The organism is Arthrobacter sp. NPDC093125, assembly GCF_044754225.1.
Classification (GTDB): domain Bacteria; phylum Actinomycetota; class Actinomycetes; order Actinomycetales; family Micrococcaceae; genus Arthrobacter.
Map to the genome: position 1 here is coordinate 97632 of NZ_JBIVOQ010000010.1, position 15794 is coordinate 113425.

A 15794-nucleotide genomic window follows, 5' to 3' on the forward strand; every position below is an offset into this window, starting at 1 on the left:
AATTTCGGAGGGTCAGGACTGGGGTGCCCAGATGTCGCCGAGGGTGTATCCGGTCTGGAACGGGTCGTTCTCGTCCAGGACCCACTGGGTGTGCCCGGTAATCCAGGCACGGCCCGTGATGGTTGGCAGTACGGCGGCGTGTTCGGCCACTGTGGTGGTGCCGGTGAGGCGGCCGACGAATTCGCTGCCGATGATGCTGCGGTGCACGAAGTCCTCGTTCAGGCCGAGCTGCCCGCGGGCGTGCAGCGCGGCCATGCGTGCGCTTGTTCCGGTGCCGCACGGCGACCGGTCCAGCGCCCCGGTCCACGTTGACGGATCCTCCGGCACGAGCCGGCCGTTGTTCAGCACAACGGTGTTGCGGTCCTGCCGTCCGGGGACGCGGTCGCCGGTGTGCAGCATGACGAGGTTGATGCCGTTGATGTCGGAGTTCAGCGGATGTTCCACCTTGATCTGCTCAAGCGCGGCCATCTTGATCAGTGCCCCCGCCCGGGCGAGCTCGCGTCCCTTGTCCGGGTCCAGTTCAAGGCCGCAGTCGGCGACCTTCGCCTGCGCGAAGAACTGGCCGCCGAAGACGACGTCCACCGGAATGGTGCCGAGCTCGGGGACCTCCAAGGGGAAGTCGAGCTCCACAACATAGGCGGGCACGTTGACCACCGTAACGGAGAGGACCTTGCTGCCCTCGACTTTGGCCACCGCCTTGACAGTGCCGACGGCCGTGTCGATGGTGACCTCCGTGGTCGGCTCCGACATCTTGACCAGCCCGGTTTCCAGGGCGGCCGTGACGGCGCAAATGGTGTTCGAGCCGGACATCGGGGTGAACCCGCCCTGTTCCAGGACGACGATCCCGAAGTCGGAACCGGCGTTGACCGGCGGCAGGATGATCACGGAGCACAACCCGGGGTAGCCGCGCGGCTCGTGCAGCATCAGGCGCCGCAGCCAGTCGAGGTTGTCCTTGCAGTAGGCCAGCCGCTCGGCCATGGTGTCGCCCAGGACGAGCCCGGCGGCGGATGTCAGGATCCGTCCGGGCTCGCCCTCGGCGTGTACCTCAATGGCGTCAAGCCAAAGTTTGTTGGTCATGCTGCTGCCGGGATCACTCCGGCTTCACGCAGGATCTGGGCGAAGCGCTCGCGTTCTGCCTGGGGCAGCGGCTGGATGGGGAAGCGGGCAGGACCGACGGGGTGGCCAATGATCTCCAGGCCGGCCTTGATGCCTGCGACGTAGTTCACGGACTCCAGGAAGTCGCTGATGGCCCAGAGATGCTTCCACTGTTCGCGGGCCCGGGCCAGGTCGCCCTTTTCGGCGAGGGTTTCCCAGAACTCGACGGCGAGTTCGGGGACCACACCGGCGGTTCCCCAGACCGAGGCCTCGGCGCCGGAAGCGATGCCGAAGAAGGTCAGGGTGTCCCAGCCGTTGAACGCTTTGATGCTGTCCGTGCGGGCGGCAAGCAGCTCCGCCAGGCCGATGGCGTCATCGGAGGTGTTCTTGATGTAGTTGATGCCCTCGATTTCGCCCAGTTCTGCCAGTTCGGCAGCGGTGAGCCTGATGCCGGTGGCGCCGGGGACGTTGTAGTAAACAACGGGGATGGAGATGGCACCGGCAACGGCGCTCAGGAACGCCTTCAGCGTGGCGAAGTCCAGCGGGTCGTAGAACGGCGGCACCAGCATGATGGCGTCGGCGCCGACCTTTTCGGCGTGCTGGGCCAAGTCGATCGCGCCCTGGGTGGACAGTGCGCCGATCCCTGCGATGACCGGCACCCGGCCTGCGGCGCTCTCGACGTAGAGCTCGATGACCCGGCGGTACTCCTCCGGGGAGAGGGTGGTGAATTCACCGGTGGTGCCGGTGGGTACGAGGCCGTGGATGCCGGCTGCGACCAGCCGGTCGACCTGGGCGCGCAGGGTCGGTTCATCGATCGCGGATGCGTCGCTGGTGAAGGGGGTGGTGACGGCGGCGAGGATTCCGCGGAGCTCGACTTTGGTGCGTGTTGACATGGTGTTTCCTTTCGGGAATGTGTTGATGACTGTGGGGTCAGGCGACGGGCTGCGGCGTGGACCGCGCTCCGCTCCTGAACCGGGCTGAAGTGAAGGGGGCCAGGGCCGGGGCCTGCTTGCCACGCAGGACCAGGTCTGTCAGGGCGGCAGCGGTGCCGGGCGCGAGGGTGATGCCCATCATTCCGTGGCCGGTGGAAACGTAAGTGTTCTGCAGGTGTCCGAGGTGGCCGATGACAGGCAAGCCGTCCGGAGTCATGGGCCGCATGCCGGCCATCGGCGTCGGCTTTGTGGCGGGCGGTTCCCAGCCGCGGAAGTATTTGCCGGGGGCGCGCATGATGGCATCGACCCGGACCTGGTTGACCTTCTCGTCCAGTCCGCCGAACTCCATCGTGCCGGCGAGGCGGAGGCGGTCGTTGAAGGGGGTGACTGCAACTTTAGCGTCCCAGAGATTGACCGCGCTGCGCAGGCCGAGCGCGGGAACTTCAACGCTGTAGCCCTTGCCGGGGCGTACGGGAAGGGGCACGCCGAACTGCTTCGAGAGGTTCCCGCTCCAGGCGCCGGCAGCAAGGATGAAGCTGTCAGCGGTGTAGCGGTTGCCGTCGCTGTGCACGGAGGTTACCCGGTCGCCGTTCCGCTCAACCGCGTCGATCGGCGAGTTCTCGACGATCCGGACGCCCATCGCGACCAGCCTGCGGTGCAGTGCCGCTGTCATTGCTCCCGGATCGACGTGCCGCTCTTGCGGGAAGTAGATTCCGCCAAGGACTCCGTCGGTGAGCAGTGGCTCCTGCTCGTGCACAGCATCCCGGTTGAGCACGCGCGGCTGGCGTCCGTACTGCGACGCCAGGTCCAGGTTGTCGATGTGGTGGTCGAAGTTGTCCTGCTCCATGAACGCCATCAGCAGACCATCCGTGTGCATCTCGAAGTCCATGCCGTCTGCCCGGTACTCATCGAAGATCTGGAGCGTGTCGGCGGCGAGGCGGAGATGGCCCTCGAATCCTGCGCGCTGGTCACGGGCGTTGGACTTGCGCCACATACCGAGCATGAACCGCACGAAGGACGGATCGAGGGAGGGGCGGATGTAGAGCGGGCTATCCGGCCGGAGCATCCACTTCATGGATTTGAGTACGACGCCGGGTCCCGGCACGGGTGCCGATTCCGCTGGACAAATCCATCCTGCGTTGACCTTCGAGGCGCCCAGACCTGTTCCCCTGGCATCAACGACTGTCACCTCCGCGCCCTCCCGGGCGAGGTGGTATGCCTGGGTTAGCCCGATTACCCCGCCTCCGATTACTACGGTGTGCACAATTGATCCTTTCTAGGTAGTTCTTTGGCCGGTGGTGCCGGCTCAGAATCGGACGGCGTCAACAAACTTCTGCAGATCCGGATTGTCGCAGTTTTCGAAGGCCATTTCTGGGGTTGTGTTGACGGCGATTTCACCATTGTGGAAGAAAACGACGCGGTCGGCTGCCTTGGAGGCGAAGGCCATGTCATGGGTAACAAGGGCCACGGCGATGCCGTCTTCTTCCTTGAGGCGGCGCAGCACATCGAGCACTTCTGCTGCGACGGGCGGGTCGAGGGCGGAGGTGATCTCGTCACACAGGATCAGCTTCGGCTTCATCATCAGGGCCCGTGCGATGGCGACGCGCTGCCGCTCACCGCCGGAGAGCTGGGTGGAGCGGCTGAGGATGTGGTGCTTCATGCCCACTTCATCCAGAGCCGCTTCTGCCCGGTCGCGTGCCTCTGATGCAGCCATGCCCCTTGTCTTGCGCGGAGCCAGCGTCATGTTGTCGAGGACGTTCATGTGCGGCCACAGGGTGTAAGCCTGGAACACCATACCGACCTCGGAGCTTACGGCTCCCCAGTCCTTGGTGCGCTTCTTTTCAGCGAATACCGTCTTACCGTCGAAGGTGATCTCGCCGTCGTCGGGATCTGTGAGCCCGGCCAAGGCACGCAGCAAGGTGGACTTTCCCGACCCGCTCTTGCCGATGATGACAGTGATGTCCCCAATGCGCATGTCGAAATCGACATTCTTTAGGATGGCGCGGTCGTGGAAACTCTTTTGCAGGCCGCGTGCGGACACGAGGATCTGGCCGGTGCCGGTCGTTGCCGGGGCGGGGGCCGGTGTTGTCACCTGTGTTCCTTTCTGCTGGAGATCGGTTGAGCTGGCGGGGGTGATGGTGCTGTGGCGGCTCATGATGCGGGCACCTTGGCGGCAGCCACTTTGGTGCCAGTCACTTTGCTACCGGGCATCATGCGGGCGAGCAGGCTCGGGCCGGGCTTGAAACCGGGGCCGGACGTGTTCTGCATGCGCCGTTCAATCGCGCTGGTGATCAGGGAGACCGGGAAGGCGATGGCGAAGTAGATGAACGCGGCCAGGGTGAAGATTTCCAGAGCGCGGTAGTTCTGGGCTGAGATGGTGTTCGAGATGAACATCAGGTCGGCGACGGCGATCGTGGAGACCAGAGCGGTGTCCTTGAACAGGGAGATGTTCAGGGACAGGATGACGGGCAGCTGCTGGCGCATGGCCTGGGGGACGATGATGTATCGCAGTTGCTGGAATCGGCTGAGCTGCAGCATGCGGCCAGCTTCCACCTGCTCAACCGGCACGGATTGGAAACCGCTGCGGTAGGTCTCTGCCATGAAGGCAGTGAGGTTCGCCGTCAAAGCGATCACAGCTGAAGCGTAGCCGGGCAGGGTCACTCCTGTCAGGGCGGGCAGAGCGTAAAAGATCCAGAACAGCTGTACCAGCAGCGGGGTGCACCGGAAGATCTCGATGTAGCCCTGGGCCGTCCAACGGATGACCTCGATCTTTGACATGCGGCCAACTGCGACGGGGATGGCCAGGATCATGCTGATCACGATGGTGATGACGGTGATCTGGAGGGTGATCCCCAAACCCTGGAGCATGCTGGGCAAGGCGCGGGCGACTACGTCCCAATCAAAGATGTATCCATTCATGGCATTCTCCTAAAGGAGGCTACTTCTTGCGAAGGTCGCCGAGGTTGTCGATTTCGACGTAGTTGACCTTCTCGTAGGCCTGCGTGAGCTCGCCGCTCTTCTGTGCGCGCTCAATCGCGATGTTCACGATCTGCAGCGAGCGGGGGTCGATTGTTGCCGGCACTCCGTAGGCGGCGGAAGCGGAGTAGATGTCAGGGGTGGGCACCACGATCTTCAGGGACTTGTCCGCCTGGGCCTGCGACTCAGCAGTGGGCAGATCAGTGAATTCAGCGATGGCACGGCCGGCGTTGACAGACGAGATGGCGTTCGCGTAGTTGTCCACGGACATGATCTTCGAGGTGTGTCCCTGGAGCGCCTTCTCCGGGGCTGAGCCCTGGGCTGCGGTGATCTGGCCGCCGTTCTTGATGATCTCCTCCGCCGTCGTGAACGGCGAGTTGGCCTTCACCACGAACACGCCCTGGTACTGGTAGACCGGGTCGGTGAAGCCGATGGCCAGGGAGCGTTCCACGGTGTAGTCCAGGTTCGCGGCGAAATCATAGCGGTTGGCCTGCAGGCCGGCGACGATGTTCTTCCACTCGGCGGGGACCGGAGTGAGCTTGACGCCCAGCTGCTTGGCCAGCTCGCGAAGCGGAATGAGGTTCGGGCCGCCCAGCGTGCCGTCTGCCTCCTGCACGGTCATCGGCGGGGCGATGGCGACACCCACGCGAAGCTCACCGCGCTTTTTGATTTCATCAATGAACGTGCCCTGCGCCGCGCTTGTAGAAGCGCTGGCGGTGTTTCCACGGAAGCCCGAGCCAATGTATCCGCCGGCAATGGAAACAAGAATCACGGCGAGGATCGCTAGGACTACTTTGCTTGTCTTGGTCATGATGCGCTCTCTTTGAGTTGCGGTTCCCGGGCTGTTCGGCGCTTACGCCGGGGGATGGTCCGGAAGAACTGGCTAGTGGTTCTGGGAATCTTGCGATTCGTAAGGCTCGGGGCTGACGCCCCTGGCGGTGCGATTGCCTGACGTGAACCTCGTTGTTTTATTGTCAGGCAATTTGGCTATAAAGCAACGCTACTACTGTGAGCTGTCCCACGTCTAGTCCCCATAGATTCTTGGGCGTAATAAAGCTCCCGCCGGCCTCCGCTCAGGCGGGGGAGGGGCTTTTGGCGGGCGCTTGGGTTGACGACTGTGCGGGTATTTTGTCGGTGGCCGCGCAGTGCCACACTGTCGGCTCACCGTTGAGTGCCGGCATGACACTTCCCTCGCTGAAGTACCGCCAGGGCTCCGTGCTGCCTCGGGGACTCCACCACCCCGTCGCGGGGCAATGTTCCCCGGTGCTGGCGGCGGCTGAAGCGGTGCGGTGGATGGAGCGGGGCAGCGGCGTTCTGCGTTTCATGGGTCTCCTTGGGAAGTGTGCGGTGTTCGCGGTAGCTCACGCTAGGACCGGAGGCGTGGCCTACATCATGGACATTTGTTGGACGCAGGGGCCGATAACCGACATATGTAGAGCGCCAAAGGTCGCCGTTCCCGCCGTACCGTTGCTTCAGATGATTTCCATCGCCCTAGCACCCAAGAAAGAGAAGACTGTGTCTGATAACACCGAACTGCAGGTTGTCCCGCACTGGATCGGCGGCCAGGAAGTCCCTTCCTCCGGCGACCGCACCGCGCCGGTCTTTGACCCGGCCCTTGGAAAGGAAACCAAGCTCGTCAACCTGGGCTCCGCCGAGGACATCGAGACGGCGATCTCCTCCGCCTCCAAGGCCTTCCCGGCCTGGCGGGACCTGTCGATCACCAAGCGCCAGCAGATCATTTTCCGTTTCCGGGAACTGCTCAATGAGCGCAAGGGCGAACTGGCCGAAATCATCACCTCCGAGCACGGCAAGGTGCTCTCCGACGCGTTGGGTGAAATCACCCGCGGCCAGGAGGTGGTGGAACTCGCCACCGGCTTCCCGCACCTGATCAAGGGCGAGCACTCCGAAAACGTCTCCAGCGGCGTGGACGTGTACTCCACCAAGTCCCCGCTCGGCGTCGTCGGCATCATCAGCCCCTTCAATTTCCCCGCGATGGTTCCCTTGTGGTTCCTTCCGATCGCCATCGCCGCAGGCAACACCGTGGTCCTCAAGCCCAGTGAAAAAGACCCGACGGCGGCCAACTGGCTCGCAGCGCTGTTCAGCGAGGCCGGCCTGCCGGACGGCGTCTTCAACGTCCTCCACGGCGACAAGGAAGCCGTCGACGGCCTGCTCGAACACCCCGACGTGAAGGCCATCTCCTTCGTCGGCTCCACCCCGATTGCCCAGTACATCTACGAAACCGCGGCACGGAACGGAAAGCGCGTCCAGGCCCTGGGCGGCGCCAAGAACCACATGCTGGTCCTGCCCGACGCCGACCTGGACCTGACTGCCGACGCCGCCATCAACGCCGGCTTCGGTTCCGCCGGTGAGCGCTGCATGGCCATCAGCGTCGTCGTCGCCGTCGAACCCGTCGCCGACGAGCTCATCGAAAAAATCACCTCCCGCATGTCGACCCTGCGCATCGGCGACGGCCGCCGCAACTGCGACATGGGCCCGCTGGTCACCAAGCAGCACCGGGACAAAGTGGCCTCCTACATCGAGCTCGCCGAGACCGACGGCGCCAAGGTCGTCGTCGATGGCCGGAACATCAATGTGGACGGCGACGAGAACGGCTTCTGGCTTGGCCCGACCCTGATCGACGACGTCCCCGTCACCTCACGCGTGTACCAGGAAGAGATCTTCGGCCCGGTCCTGGCCGTGGTCCGCGTCCGCAGCTACGAAGAAGGCCTGCACCTGATCAACTCCGGTGCCTTCGGCAACGGCACCGCGATTTTCACCAACGACGGCGGCGCGGCCCGCCGCTTCCAGAACGAGGTGGAGGTGGGCATGGTCGGGATCAACGTGCCGATCCCGGTCCCCGTGGCCTACTACTCCTTCGGCGGCTTCAAGGACTCCATCTTCGGCAGCTCCAAGGCCTACGGCCTGCAGGGCTTCCAGTTCTTCACCCGCGAAAAGGCCATCACCTCCCGCTGGCTCGACCCGAGCCACGGCGGCATCAACCTGGGCTTCCCCCAGAACTAACCGCACGCTGTCAGAGGGCGGCCGGAGCGTTCAGCGCTCCGGCCGCCCTTGTCATGTCCCGGTACTGTCATGTCCCGGTACTGTCATGCCCGGGAACTGTCGTGTCCAGGATCCGTCATGTCCAGGAACTGCAGTGCGGCGAACAGTTCAAGCCGGTCCCGCAGCCCGTCCAGGTTCAGTCCGAGGATGCTGCCGGCAGAATCGATCCGGTTCCGCAGCGTATGCCGGTGCACTCCCAGCTGCCGGGCCGTGCGGTCCCATACGCAGTTGTTCGTCAGCCAGGCCGCGACGGTCGGCAGCAGCTGGGTCTGTTCCGCTTCGTCGTGCCTGGCCAGCGGCTCTATCAGCCGCCGCGCCACGGACTCCGCTTCCTGCCGCCGCAGCAAACCGAGCATCCCGCCGTCGGCCACCTCCGAAAAGTCCAGCAGCGGCCGGGAGAGTTCGCCGGCCCTCTGCAGGGCGCGCTCGCCCTCTTTCAATGCCTTCGCCAGCCCGGGAAAGTCCGTGGGCGCTGAGGTTCCGGCCGTGGCCCCGTACCGTCCCAGGAGGGCGGCGACCTTCTGCTGATGGGCCGGATTGGCCAGGATCACGACGTTCTCATTCCGCTGCGCATAAAAGACTGCGCCGCGGTGGTCATCGGAGAGCAACTCAAGGGCTTCCAGTAGATTCTGCCCCTGGTGGGGAGGGCGGGCTGCTGTAACAATCACGGGTTCGCCGGGCAGGCGTCCCCAGACCTGCCGTGCCGTCCGGGCAGCCACATCCATGCTTCCCGAGAGCAGCTGCTCAAACACCCCTGAACGAAGGTGCCGGCGTGCGGTGTCGAGTGTCCTGGTCTGTTCCAGTGCCAGGCTGGCCAGGGCGATCACGCTGTTGATGATGTCCGTTCGGGCAGGATCGAGCGGCTCGATTGCCCCAAGGACCAGCACTCCGCGGAGGTTGTGGCGCCGCCCCAACGTCTGCAGGGTGATCTGCTGGCCCTCGACGGTCAGCTGCGCCACGGAGCGGGCACCTTGGTCCAAGGCGCGCCGGACCGCCCCTTCCACAGACGGCATCAGGCCAGAGGGCACCGGGCGGTTATTTGGCATGAGGATGTGGTTGCCCGCTGCGTCGAAGAGCGCGACCCAGCCGTGCAGCTGGCGCTCCAGTTCCGCAAGAATCGAACGGAGCCCGTCGGGGCGCAGGGCGGCCCGGGCTATCGACCGTTGCGCCTGCAGCGACCACTCCGCCCTGGCGTTTTGTTCCCTGGCCAGCCAGTCGGCCACGAACCGGATGACCGCGATGAACGGGGTCCTGTCGGGCACTTCGAGGAGCGGCAGGCCCTGTTCCCTGCAGGCGGATTCAAGGCCTTCGGGCAGGGCTCCGTGGATGACCTGGGTGGCGAAGCCAAGACCGGAAATTCCGTGGTCTACCAGCCGGCGCACGTAGTCCCGGTAAACATCGCCGCCCGCGTCGCTGACAGGAAACTGCGTGCCGTCAGTGAGCAGCAGCTGCCCCGGATCCAGAAACGGAGTGGGGTCGTCGAGGTCCGAGCTGTGCACCCAGGAAACAGTCGTATCGAGCGCTTTGCTGTCCCGTTCGGGGACAACGAGCCGCAGGTTCAGCCCGGTGTTGTGCAGCAGAGTGTTGATGGTCGGTGGCACGTTACCCGGCCTCTGACAAACGGTCGATTCCCATAAAGCCGAGTATACAAATGTCTAGGGACTTACAAGGGGCGCGGGACCGATCATGAAAGGGATCCACAACCCTTCCCCTGAGAGGAACTTCTCATGACCCACACCCAGACCGCCGTGGCTCCAGCAGTTACCAACGCGGACGTGGTCGCCCTGGACCGGGCGAACGTCTTCCACTCCTGGTCGGCGCAGAAAACCCTGAACCCGCTGGTCATCGCCGGCGGTTCAGGCAGCACCGTATGGGACCACGACGGCCGCACTTACCTGGACTTCTCCAGCCAGCTGGTCAACACGAACATCGGGCACCAGCACCCGCGGGTCATCGAGGCGATCAAGCAGCAGGCCGAATCCCTGGTCACCGTGGCCCCGGCGCATGCCAACCACACCCGTGGTCTTGCCGCCGAAAAGATCCTCGCCCACGCCCCGGACAACATGGACAAGGTCTTCTTCACCAACGGTGGAGCCGACGCCAACGAAAACGCCATCCGCATGGCACGGCTGCACACGGGCCGGGACAAGGTCATTTCACGCTACCGGTCCTACCACGGCAACACGGGCGCGGCGATCGTGGCGACGGGCGACTGGCGCCGGATCCCGAACGAGTATTCCCGCGGCCACGTCCATGTTTTCGGGCCATACCTGTACCGCTCGGAGTTCTGGGCTGAAACGCCCGAGCAGGAGTCGGAGCGCGCCCTGCAGCATCTGCGGCGCACCATCGAGGCGGAAGGGCCGCAGTCCGTCGCGGCAGTGCTCCTGGAAACCGTTCCCGGCACCGCCGGCATCCTGCTCCCGCCGCCCGGATACCTCGAGGGCGTCCGTGCCCTGTGTGATCAGCACGGAATCATCATGATCCTCGACGAGGTCATGTGCGGCTTCGGGCGCACGGGCAACTGGTTCGCGCTGGACGCGTACAACGTCAAGCCCGACCTCATCACCTTCGCCAAGGGCGTCAACTCGGGCTATGTCCCCGTCGGCGGCGTCATCATCTCCGAGGAGATCGCGGCTACCTTCGACGAGCGCGTGTTCCCCGGCGGCCTCACCTACTCCGGGCACCCGCTGGCCGCGGCCTCCATCGTCGCCTCCATCGAGGCCTTCGAAGAAGACAACATCGTCGAGAACGCCGAGCGCATCGGCCGTGACCACCTCGCGCCCGGCCTGGCCGCACTCGCCGCCCGGCACCCGGTCATCGGCGAAGTCCGGGGCCGTGGCGTTTTCTGGGCCCTGGAACTCGTGCATGACCAGGAAACCCGCCAGCCCGTCACACCGGCCTTCATGGGCCGGATCAAGGCGGAGCTCCTGAACCGCGGGCTGCTGCCGTTCATCGCGGACAACCGCATCCACGTCGTCCCCCCGGCCGTGGTCACCCCCGAGGAAATTCGCAGGGCACTGGAGATCTACGACGAGGCCCTCGCCGCCGTGAACTGACCAGCAGCGCTGCCCTCAGGGGATGGAAGTACGACGCCGGCCGGTCACCTTGTGAGGTGACCGGCCGGCGTCGTGGTTATTGCTTTGGTGATTATTGCTTGGGTCGGTTTAAGGGATCTAGCCCAGCGAAAATACCCGCCCGGTCTGGATCCCTTCAACCGACTTCAGGTAGGCCTGTCCCACAGCCTCGGCGGGCACCTTGGTGAATCCCGGAAAGTAGTCGTGGTAGTTGGTCGCTTCTTCCAGGACCGAAGGGCTGACGGCGTTGATGCGCAGGCCCCGGGGAAGCTCGGCGGCAGCAGCCATGACGAATGATTCGAGGGCGCCGTTGGCCAGGGATGCCACGACGCCGGTGTTGATCGGTTCGCGGGCAAGGACGCCGGTGGTCAGGGTGAAGGAGCCGCCGTCGTTCAGGTACGGGGTGGCAAGGCGCACGAGGTTGACCTGGCCCAGGACCTTGTCCATGAAACCAGCCTTGAAGTCCTCCTCCGACAGATCAGCCAGAGGCTTGAACGGCACGGCGCCGGTGCAGGCGACAACTGCGTCCAGCTTTCCTACCTGCTGGAGCAGGTCTTCCACCGAGCCGGCATCCGTCAGATCAACCGTGAGCTCTCCGGAACGGGAGGCCTCGAGGACCTCATGCCGGTCCGCCAGCGCTTCCGCCGCTGCGGCTCCCAGGCGGCCGCTCGCACCGATAACCAAAACTTTCATGCAGTCTGCTCCTCGCTGTTCAGCAGCGCGATAAATTCCTTGGCGCTGTCAATGGTGTGGACAGTGAACGCGGCTTCGATCGCATCCATGTCCCCGGTTCTCATCGTCCTGACAAGTTGTTCGTGCACCTCGTGGGCCCGGACCGGATCGGCGCGGGTGGCCTGGTCCTGTGCCAGCGCGATGGTGAGATGCGCCTCCGTGACCGGCCACAGCCGCAGCAGCAGGGCGTTCTCGGAGGCGGCCCAGATGCTGCGGTGGAACGCGATGTGGGCTTCGTGCAGCACCACGGGGTCCGGGTGGAATGCGATTTTGTCGTACGCCTCCCAGCTGGCCTCCACATACTGCATGCGCCGGCCGGAAGTGTCTTCGAGGATGGACGCCACTGCGAGCATGTCGAGTGCCTGCCTGGTCCTGGCGATATCCATGATCTCGTTGGCATGCAGCGTTGCCACCCGCAGTCCGCGGTACGGCTCCTGCACCAGGAGGCCCTCCTGGGCCAGCTGCGTCAGGGCTTCGCGGATGGTTGGGCGGCTGACGTTCAACATGGCCGAGAGTTTCACTTCTGTCAGCTTGTCGCCCGGCTTGATCGAGCCCGAAACGATGCCCCGGCGAATCTCGTTCATGACGGCATCCCGCCGGGAGACAGACGCAACGGGAGACAGTCCTCCCACGCCGCCGGACAGGGGCGCCAAGCCGTTCAGGCCTTCCGATGAAGTAGCGTCCTTCATGATGCTCCGCCTTACACCTAGTTCACCTCAACGTCTGCGCTGATTGTCAGACGAAGTTACATTAAGAGTACCCGGTGGGGTCACCAAGGTCACCACTCTTCAGGGCCGAGTTCCGCTCGCGGAACTGCGCACGGTGTCACGAGCCCGTCCACGTCCAGCCCGCTGGCGTCATGAGGGGCCGGCCGCCTCGAAACGGTCATCACAATGGCCGCCACCCAGCGGCCGCCGACGCAAGAAGGCGGCTACTGTTGCCCTGAGTCGAGCTTTGCGAGGTACTCAGCGAGGGCATCGAGGATCGGTAACTGCCCCTTCACCAGTTTGAGGCGCGCATCGGACTCACTGAACCACCTGGCATCATCGATTTCCGGATACTCCCGCACCACACCGGAGCCCTTGGGCCACTCCAGCGGAAACGTGTTGCTGGTGATTTGCTCTGGCCGGAAGTCCGACTCGGCGGCGAAGGCGGTAATGACCTTGCCCGAGGGTTGCTTGAAGGCGCCCAGCTCCAGATAGTCGGCCTGCGGCGCCGGCGTCCCCATTTCCTCGGCAAACTCCCGCAGCGCGGCCACCAACGGATCCTCGCTGTCGAGATAGATTCCCTTCGGGATCGACCAGGCGCGGGCGTCCTTGCCCGCCCAGAAGGGCCCGCCCATGTGGGCGATCCATACCTCCAGCTCTGCCTCCGGGTTCCGCCGGTACAGCAGAATGCCTGCGCTGCGAACTGTCATATGCCCTCCACGTTAGTTATTCAGCGCCGCATAAAGGTTGAGGCTTCCCGAGAATACAATCCATGAAACGTTCGGCAGCATCAGGACCCCGGCCACAGTGCTGATAGGCCCGAAACGCAATACCGTGAGCATTGCCGTGAGTGCGAGCGCCGTGAGAACCAGGAGCGCCAGCCAGAGGGCCGCAACCCCCAGCATGGGGTACAGGCCGAAAAACACCGGCGGCCATGCCAGGTTCAACGCCAGTTGGAGCGCATAGATCCGCAGCGCGCTGCGGCGGGGAGACCTCCGCTGCCGCCACACGAGCCAGGCCGCCACAGCCATCGCAGCGTACAGCGTCAGCCAGACAGCGGCAAACATCCATCCCGGCGGGGTCCACGGCGCCTTCTCGGCGGCCGCGTACCAGCCTCCGCCGTGCAGCCTGATCGGCAGGGAACCCAGCAGCGACACGATCCACGACACCGCCAGAAATCCGGCCAGCGCCGCGGCCTGCCGTGCCCAGCCCCGTCCGCGCGGCGGCGGGGAGGCCGGGGGACTGTCTTCAAGGTTGGACCGCACTGCTTCACTGTGAACAGTCGGGGGTGTCGCCGTCAAGCCGAGGCTGTTGTTCCCGGCACGAAGCACCAACCAGCCAACAGCAAGCAGCGGTCAGCGGCGGCGCCTCTGCCTGAGGGCCCGCAGGGCGGCCACCGTTCCGGCGCCGGCAAGAATCCACGGGGCGCCAACAACCACCGGGTCGAGCCACTGGTGGCTCAGGTCCGCGCGTTTCCGGCCGAACCTGGAGCCGACGCCGTGACTGGAGAACTCGCTGAGCACGCCGGTTTCCGTGAGCGGGTTGTCCGGCCGGAGGGTGGCGAAGGACCGGAGATGGCTTTCCCAGGCGTTCACGCGGTCCGCGGCCAGCAGGATCAGCCAGTGCGCCGCGCGTCCTTCGCTGTACTTGTAGGCGTACTTCCGCATCACGCCGGAGAACCCCGAGGGCGGCGTGGATGTGCCGAACACGGGAGTGAGGAACTTGTGCTCGATGGACAGCTCACGCGGCCAGCTCTCCGGTTGGCGCTCCGGAAAGTCCCAGTGGGCGCCCGTTTCAATCCCGGGCTGCTCCCGGGGATACGATGGGCGGTCCTTCGGGTCCAGGTCCGCACCCCATCCCGGGATCCGGGCCCGCAGCTGCTCCCTGGACTCCTTGGGCTGCGGCTTGTCTGCTGTGTAGGGCATGTCAGGTAGCTCCTTCTTGACGGGGCAGCGTCAGCCGGCGTTGGGCACGATGAGCGGTTTGATGATGTTGTCCAGCTTGGCGGAAAACATGTGGTAACCCTCGGCGATGTGCTCCAGCGGGATGCGGTGGGTCACGATATCGCTGGGCTTGAGGTAGCCGTTGCGGATGTGCTCGAACAGCCGTGGCCACTGGCGCTTGACCGGGCACTGGTTCATCCGCAGGGTCAGTCCCTTGTTTACGGCGTCGCCGAATTTCACCGCGCTGAACATCGGACCGTACGCGCCCACAACGGATACAGTTCCGCCCTTGCGGACGGAATCGATGGCCCAGTTCAGTGCCACGGGCGACCCGCCCTGCAGCTTCAGCTGCGAGGAACTGACGTGCTGCACGAAGCTGCCGTCCGCTTCGGCCCCCACCGCGTCGATCACCACGTCGGCCCCAAAGTAGTCCGTGGCTTTCTTCAGCTGCACCACGATGTCGTCGTACTCCCGGAAGTTGTACGTCTCCGCGTGGGCGAACGTGCGGGCCTTCTCCAGCCGGTACTCCAGGTGGTCGATCACGATGACCCGGCCGGCGCCCATCAGCCATGCAGACTTCGCGGCGAACAGGCCCACCGGACCGGCGCCGAACACTGCCACGGTATCGCCTTCGGTGATGTCGCCGAGCTGCGCGCCGAAGTAGCCGGTGGCAAGCGCGTCGGTGAGCAGCACAGCGTCCTCCTCATCCATCCATTCCGGAATGAGGGACGGCCCCACGTCGGCGAAGGGGACGCGCACAAACTCGGACTGGCCGCCGTCGTACCCGCCGCAGGTGTGGGAGAACCCGTAAATGCCGCCCACCGCCGTCGCATTCGCGTTCACATTGTGGCAGTTCGAATACAAGCCCCGCGAACAGAAATAGCAGGAGCCGCAGAAAATGTTGAACGGCACCATGACGCGGTCGCCGGCCTTCAGGTTCTGGACCGAGGATCCGACTTCATGGACCACGCCCACGAATTCGTGACCGAACGTCATTCCGACCCGCGTATCGGGCATCATGCCGTGATAGAGATGCAGGTCGGAACCGCAGATGGCGGCGAGGGATACCCGCACAATGGCGTCATTCGGATGCTCGATTTTCGGAATGTCTTTTTCTTCAACGCGGATCTTGTACGGTCCGCGGTACACCATTGCCCGCATGAATGCCCCTTAGGAGGATGTCTGCCAGAGGTGACAGCGTTCCATCAGGAGCAGGCGGAGGTCAAGGTCTTGTGGAAGGCTGCTGTTGACTGTGCTCCGGCACGCCGGCGGCCG

The 15794-nt window shown here is 64.6% G+C and carries 15 protein-coding genes; 2 read left to right on the forward strand and 13 right to left on the reverse strand.

Features of this window, described 5'->3' with window-relative positions; genetic code table 11:
- Positions 1-12: 12 nt before the first annotated feature.
- From ACIP9X_RS16755 to ACIP9X_RS16780, 6 genes are read right to left on the reverse strand one after another with little or no spacing between them, the layout of a single operon-like run.
- Complete coding sequence (locus ACIP9X_RS16755; protein ID WP_400480885.1) at positions 13-1077, reverse strand: proline racemase family protein; 1065 nt, start codon at positions 1075-1077, stop codon at positions 13-15.
- Complete coding sequence (locus ACIP9X_RS16760) at positions 1074-1988, reverse strand: dihydrodipicolinate synthase family protein (RefSeq protein ID WP_400480886.1); 915 nt, start codon at positions 1986-1988, stop codon at positions 1074-1076. The genes ACIP9X_RS16755 and ACIP9X_RS16760 overlap by 4 nt, the downstream gene beginning before the upstream one ends.
- Before the next feature lie 37 nt (positions 1989-2025).
- Positions 2026-3291: an NAD(P)/FAD-dependent oxidoreductase gene (locus ACIP9X_RS16765; protein WP_400480887.1), complete on the reverse strand. Its 1266-nt coding sequence runs from the start codon at positions 3289-3291 to the stop codon at positions 2026-2028.
- Positions 3292-3333: 42 nt separating this feature from the next.
- The gene (locus ACIP9X_RS16770) at positions 3334-4182 is read right to left on the reverse strand and encodes an amino acid ABC transporter ATP-binding protein (RefSeq protein ID WP_400480888.1); all 849 of its coding nucleotides are present in this window, start codon (positions 4180-4182) and stop codon (positions 3334-3336) included.
- Complete coding sequence (locus ACIP9X_RS16775; RefSeq protein ID WP_400480889.1) at positions 4179-4946, reverse strand: amino acid ABC transporter permease; 768 nt, start codon at positions 4944-4946, stop codon at positions 4179-4181. Before ACIP9X_RS16775 ends, ACIP9X_RS16770 begins: the two co-directional genes overlap by 4 nt.
- 19 nt (positions 4947-4965) lie before the next feature.
- Positions 4966-5814 (reverse strand): substrate-binding periplasmic protein, encoded by an 849-nt coding sequence (locus ACIP9X_RS16780; protein ID WP_400480890.1) that lies wholly within the window; start codon positions 5812-5814, stop codon positions 4966-4968.
- Positions 5815-6479: 665 nt separating this feature from the next.
- On the opposite strand from ACIP9X_RS16780, the gene ACIP9X_RS16785 reads away from it, so the two are divergent.
- On the forward strand, positions 6480-8024 hold the full coding sequence (locus tag ACIP9X_RS16785; protein WP_400480891.1) for a CoA-acylating methylmalonate-semialdehyde dehydrogenase: 1545 nt from the start codon (positions 6480-6482) through the stop codon (positions 8022-8024).
- An 83-nt stretch (positions 8025-8107) separates the two neighbouring features.
- Here the strand turns inward: ACIP9X_RS16785 and ACIP9X_RS16790 are convergent, their stop codons facing one another.
- A complete protein-coding gene (locus ACIP9X_RS16790; RefSeq protein ID WP_400480892.1) occupies positions 8108-9664 on the reverse strand; it encodes a PucR family transcriptional regulator in 1557 nt (518 codons plus the stop codon).
- Between the two features lie 126 nt (positions 9665-9790).
- Between ACIP9X_RS16790 and ACIP9X_RS16795 the strand changes: the two genes are divergently transcribed.
- The gene (locus tag ACIP9X_RS16795) at positions 9791-11119 is read left to right on the forward strand and encodes an aspartate aminotransferase family protein (RefSeq protein ID WP_400480893.1); all 1329 of its coding nucleotides are present in this window, start codon (positions 9791-9793) and stop codon (positions 11117-11119) included.
- 117 nt (positions 11120-11236) lie between these two features.
- Here ACIP9X_RS16795 and ACIP9X_RS16800 read toward each other — a convergent pair whose 3' ends face one another.
- From ACIP9X_RS16800 to ACIP9X_RS16825, 6 genes are all read right to left on the reverse strand, one after another.
- The gene (locus ACIP9X_RS16800; protein ID WP_400480894.1) at positions 11237-11830 is read right to left on the reverse strand and encodes a short chain dehydrogenase; all 594 of its coding nucleotides are present in this window, start codon (positions 11828-11830) and stop codon (positions 11237-11239) included.
- Positions 11827-12558, reverse strand: a complete 732-nt coding sequence (locus ACIP9X_RS16805; RefSeq protein WP_400480895.1) for a GntR family transcriptional regulator — start codon at positions 12556-12558, stop codon at positions 11827-11829. The genes ACIP9X_RS16800 and ACIP9X_RS16805 overlap by 4 nt, the downstream gene beginning before the upstream one ends.
- A 242-nt stretch (positions 12559-12800) precedes the next feature.
- Entirely contained in the window at positions 12801-13286 is a 486-nt protein-coding gene (locus tag ACIP9X_RS16810; protein ID WP_400480896.1) for an NUDIX domain-containing protein, read from the reverse strand.
- Positions 13287-13298: 12 nt separating this feature from the next.
- Positions 13299-13841 (reverse strand): TspO/MBR family protein, encoded by a 543-nt coding sequence (locus ACIP9X_RS16815; protein WP_400480897.1) that lies wholly within the window; start codon positions 13839-13841, stop codon positions 13299-13301.
- A 90-nt stretch (positions 13842-13931) separates the two neighbouring features.
- Positions 13932-14501, reverse strand: a complete 570-nt coding sequence (locus ACIP9X_RS16820; protein WP_400480898.1) for a hypothetical protein — start codon at positions 14499-14501, stop codon at positions 13932-13934.
- A gap of 30 nt (positions 14502-14531) precedes the next feature.
- Entirely contained in the window at positions 14532-15680 is a 1149-nt protein-coding gene (locus ACIP9X_RS16825; protein WP_400480899.1) for a zinc-dependent alcohol dehydrogenase, read from the reverse strand.
- Positions 15681-15794: the final 114 nt, after the last annotated feature.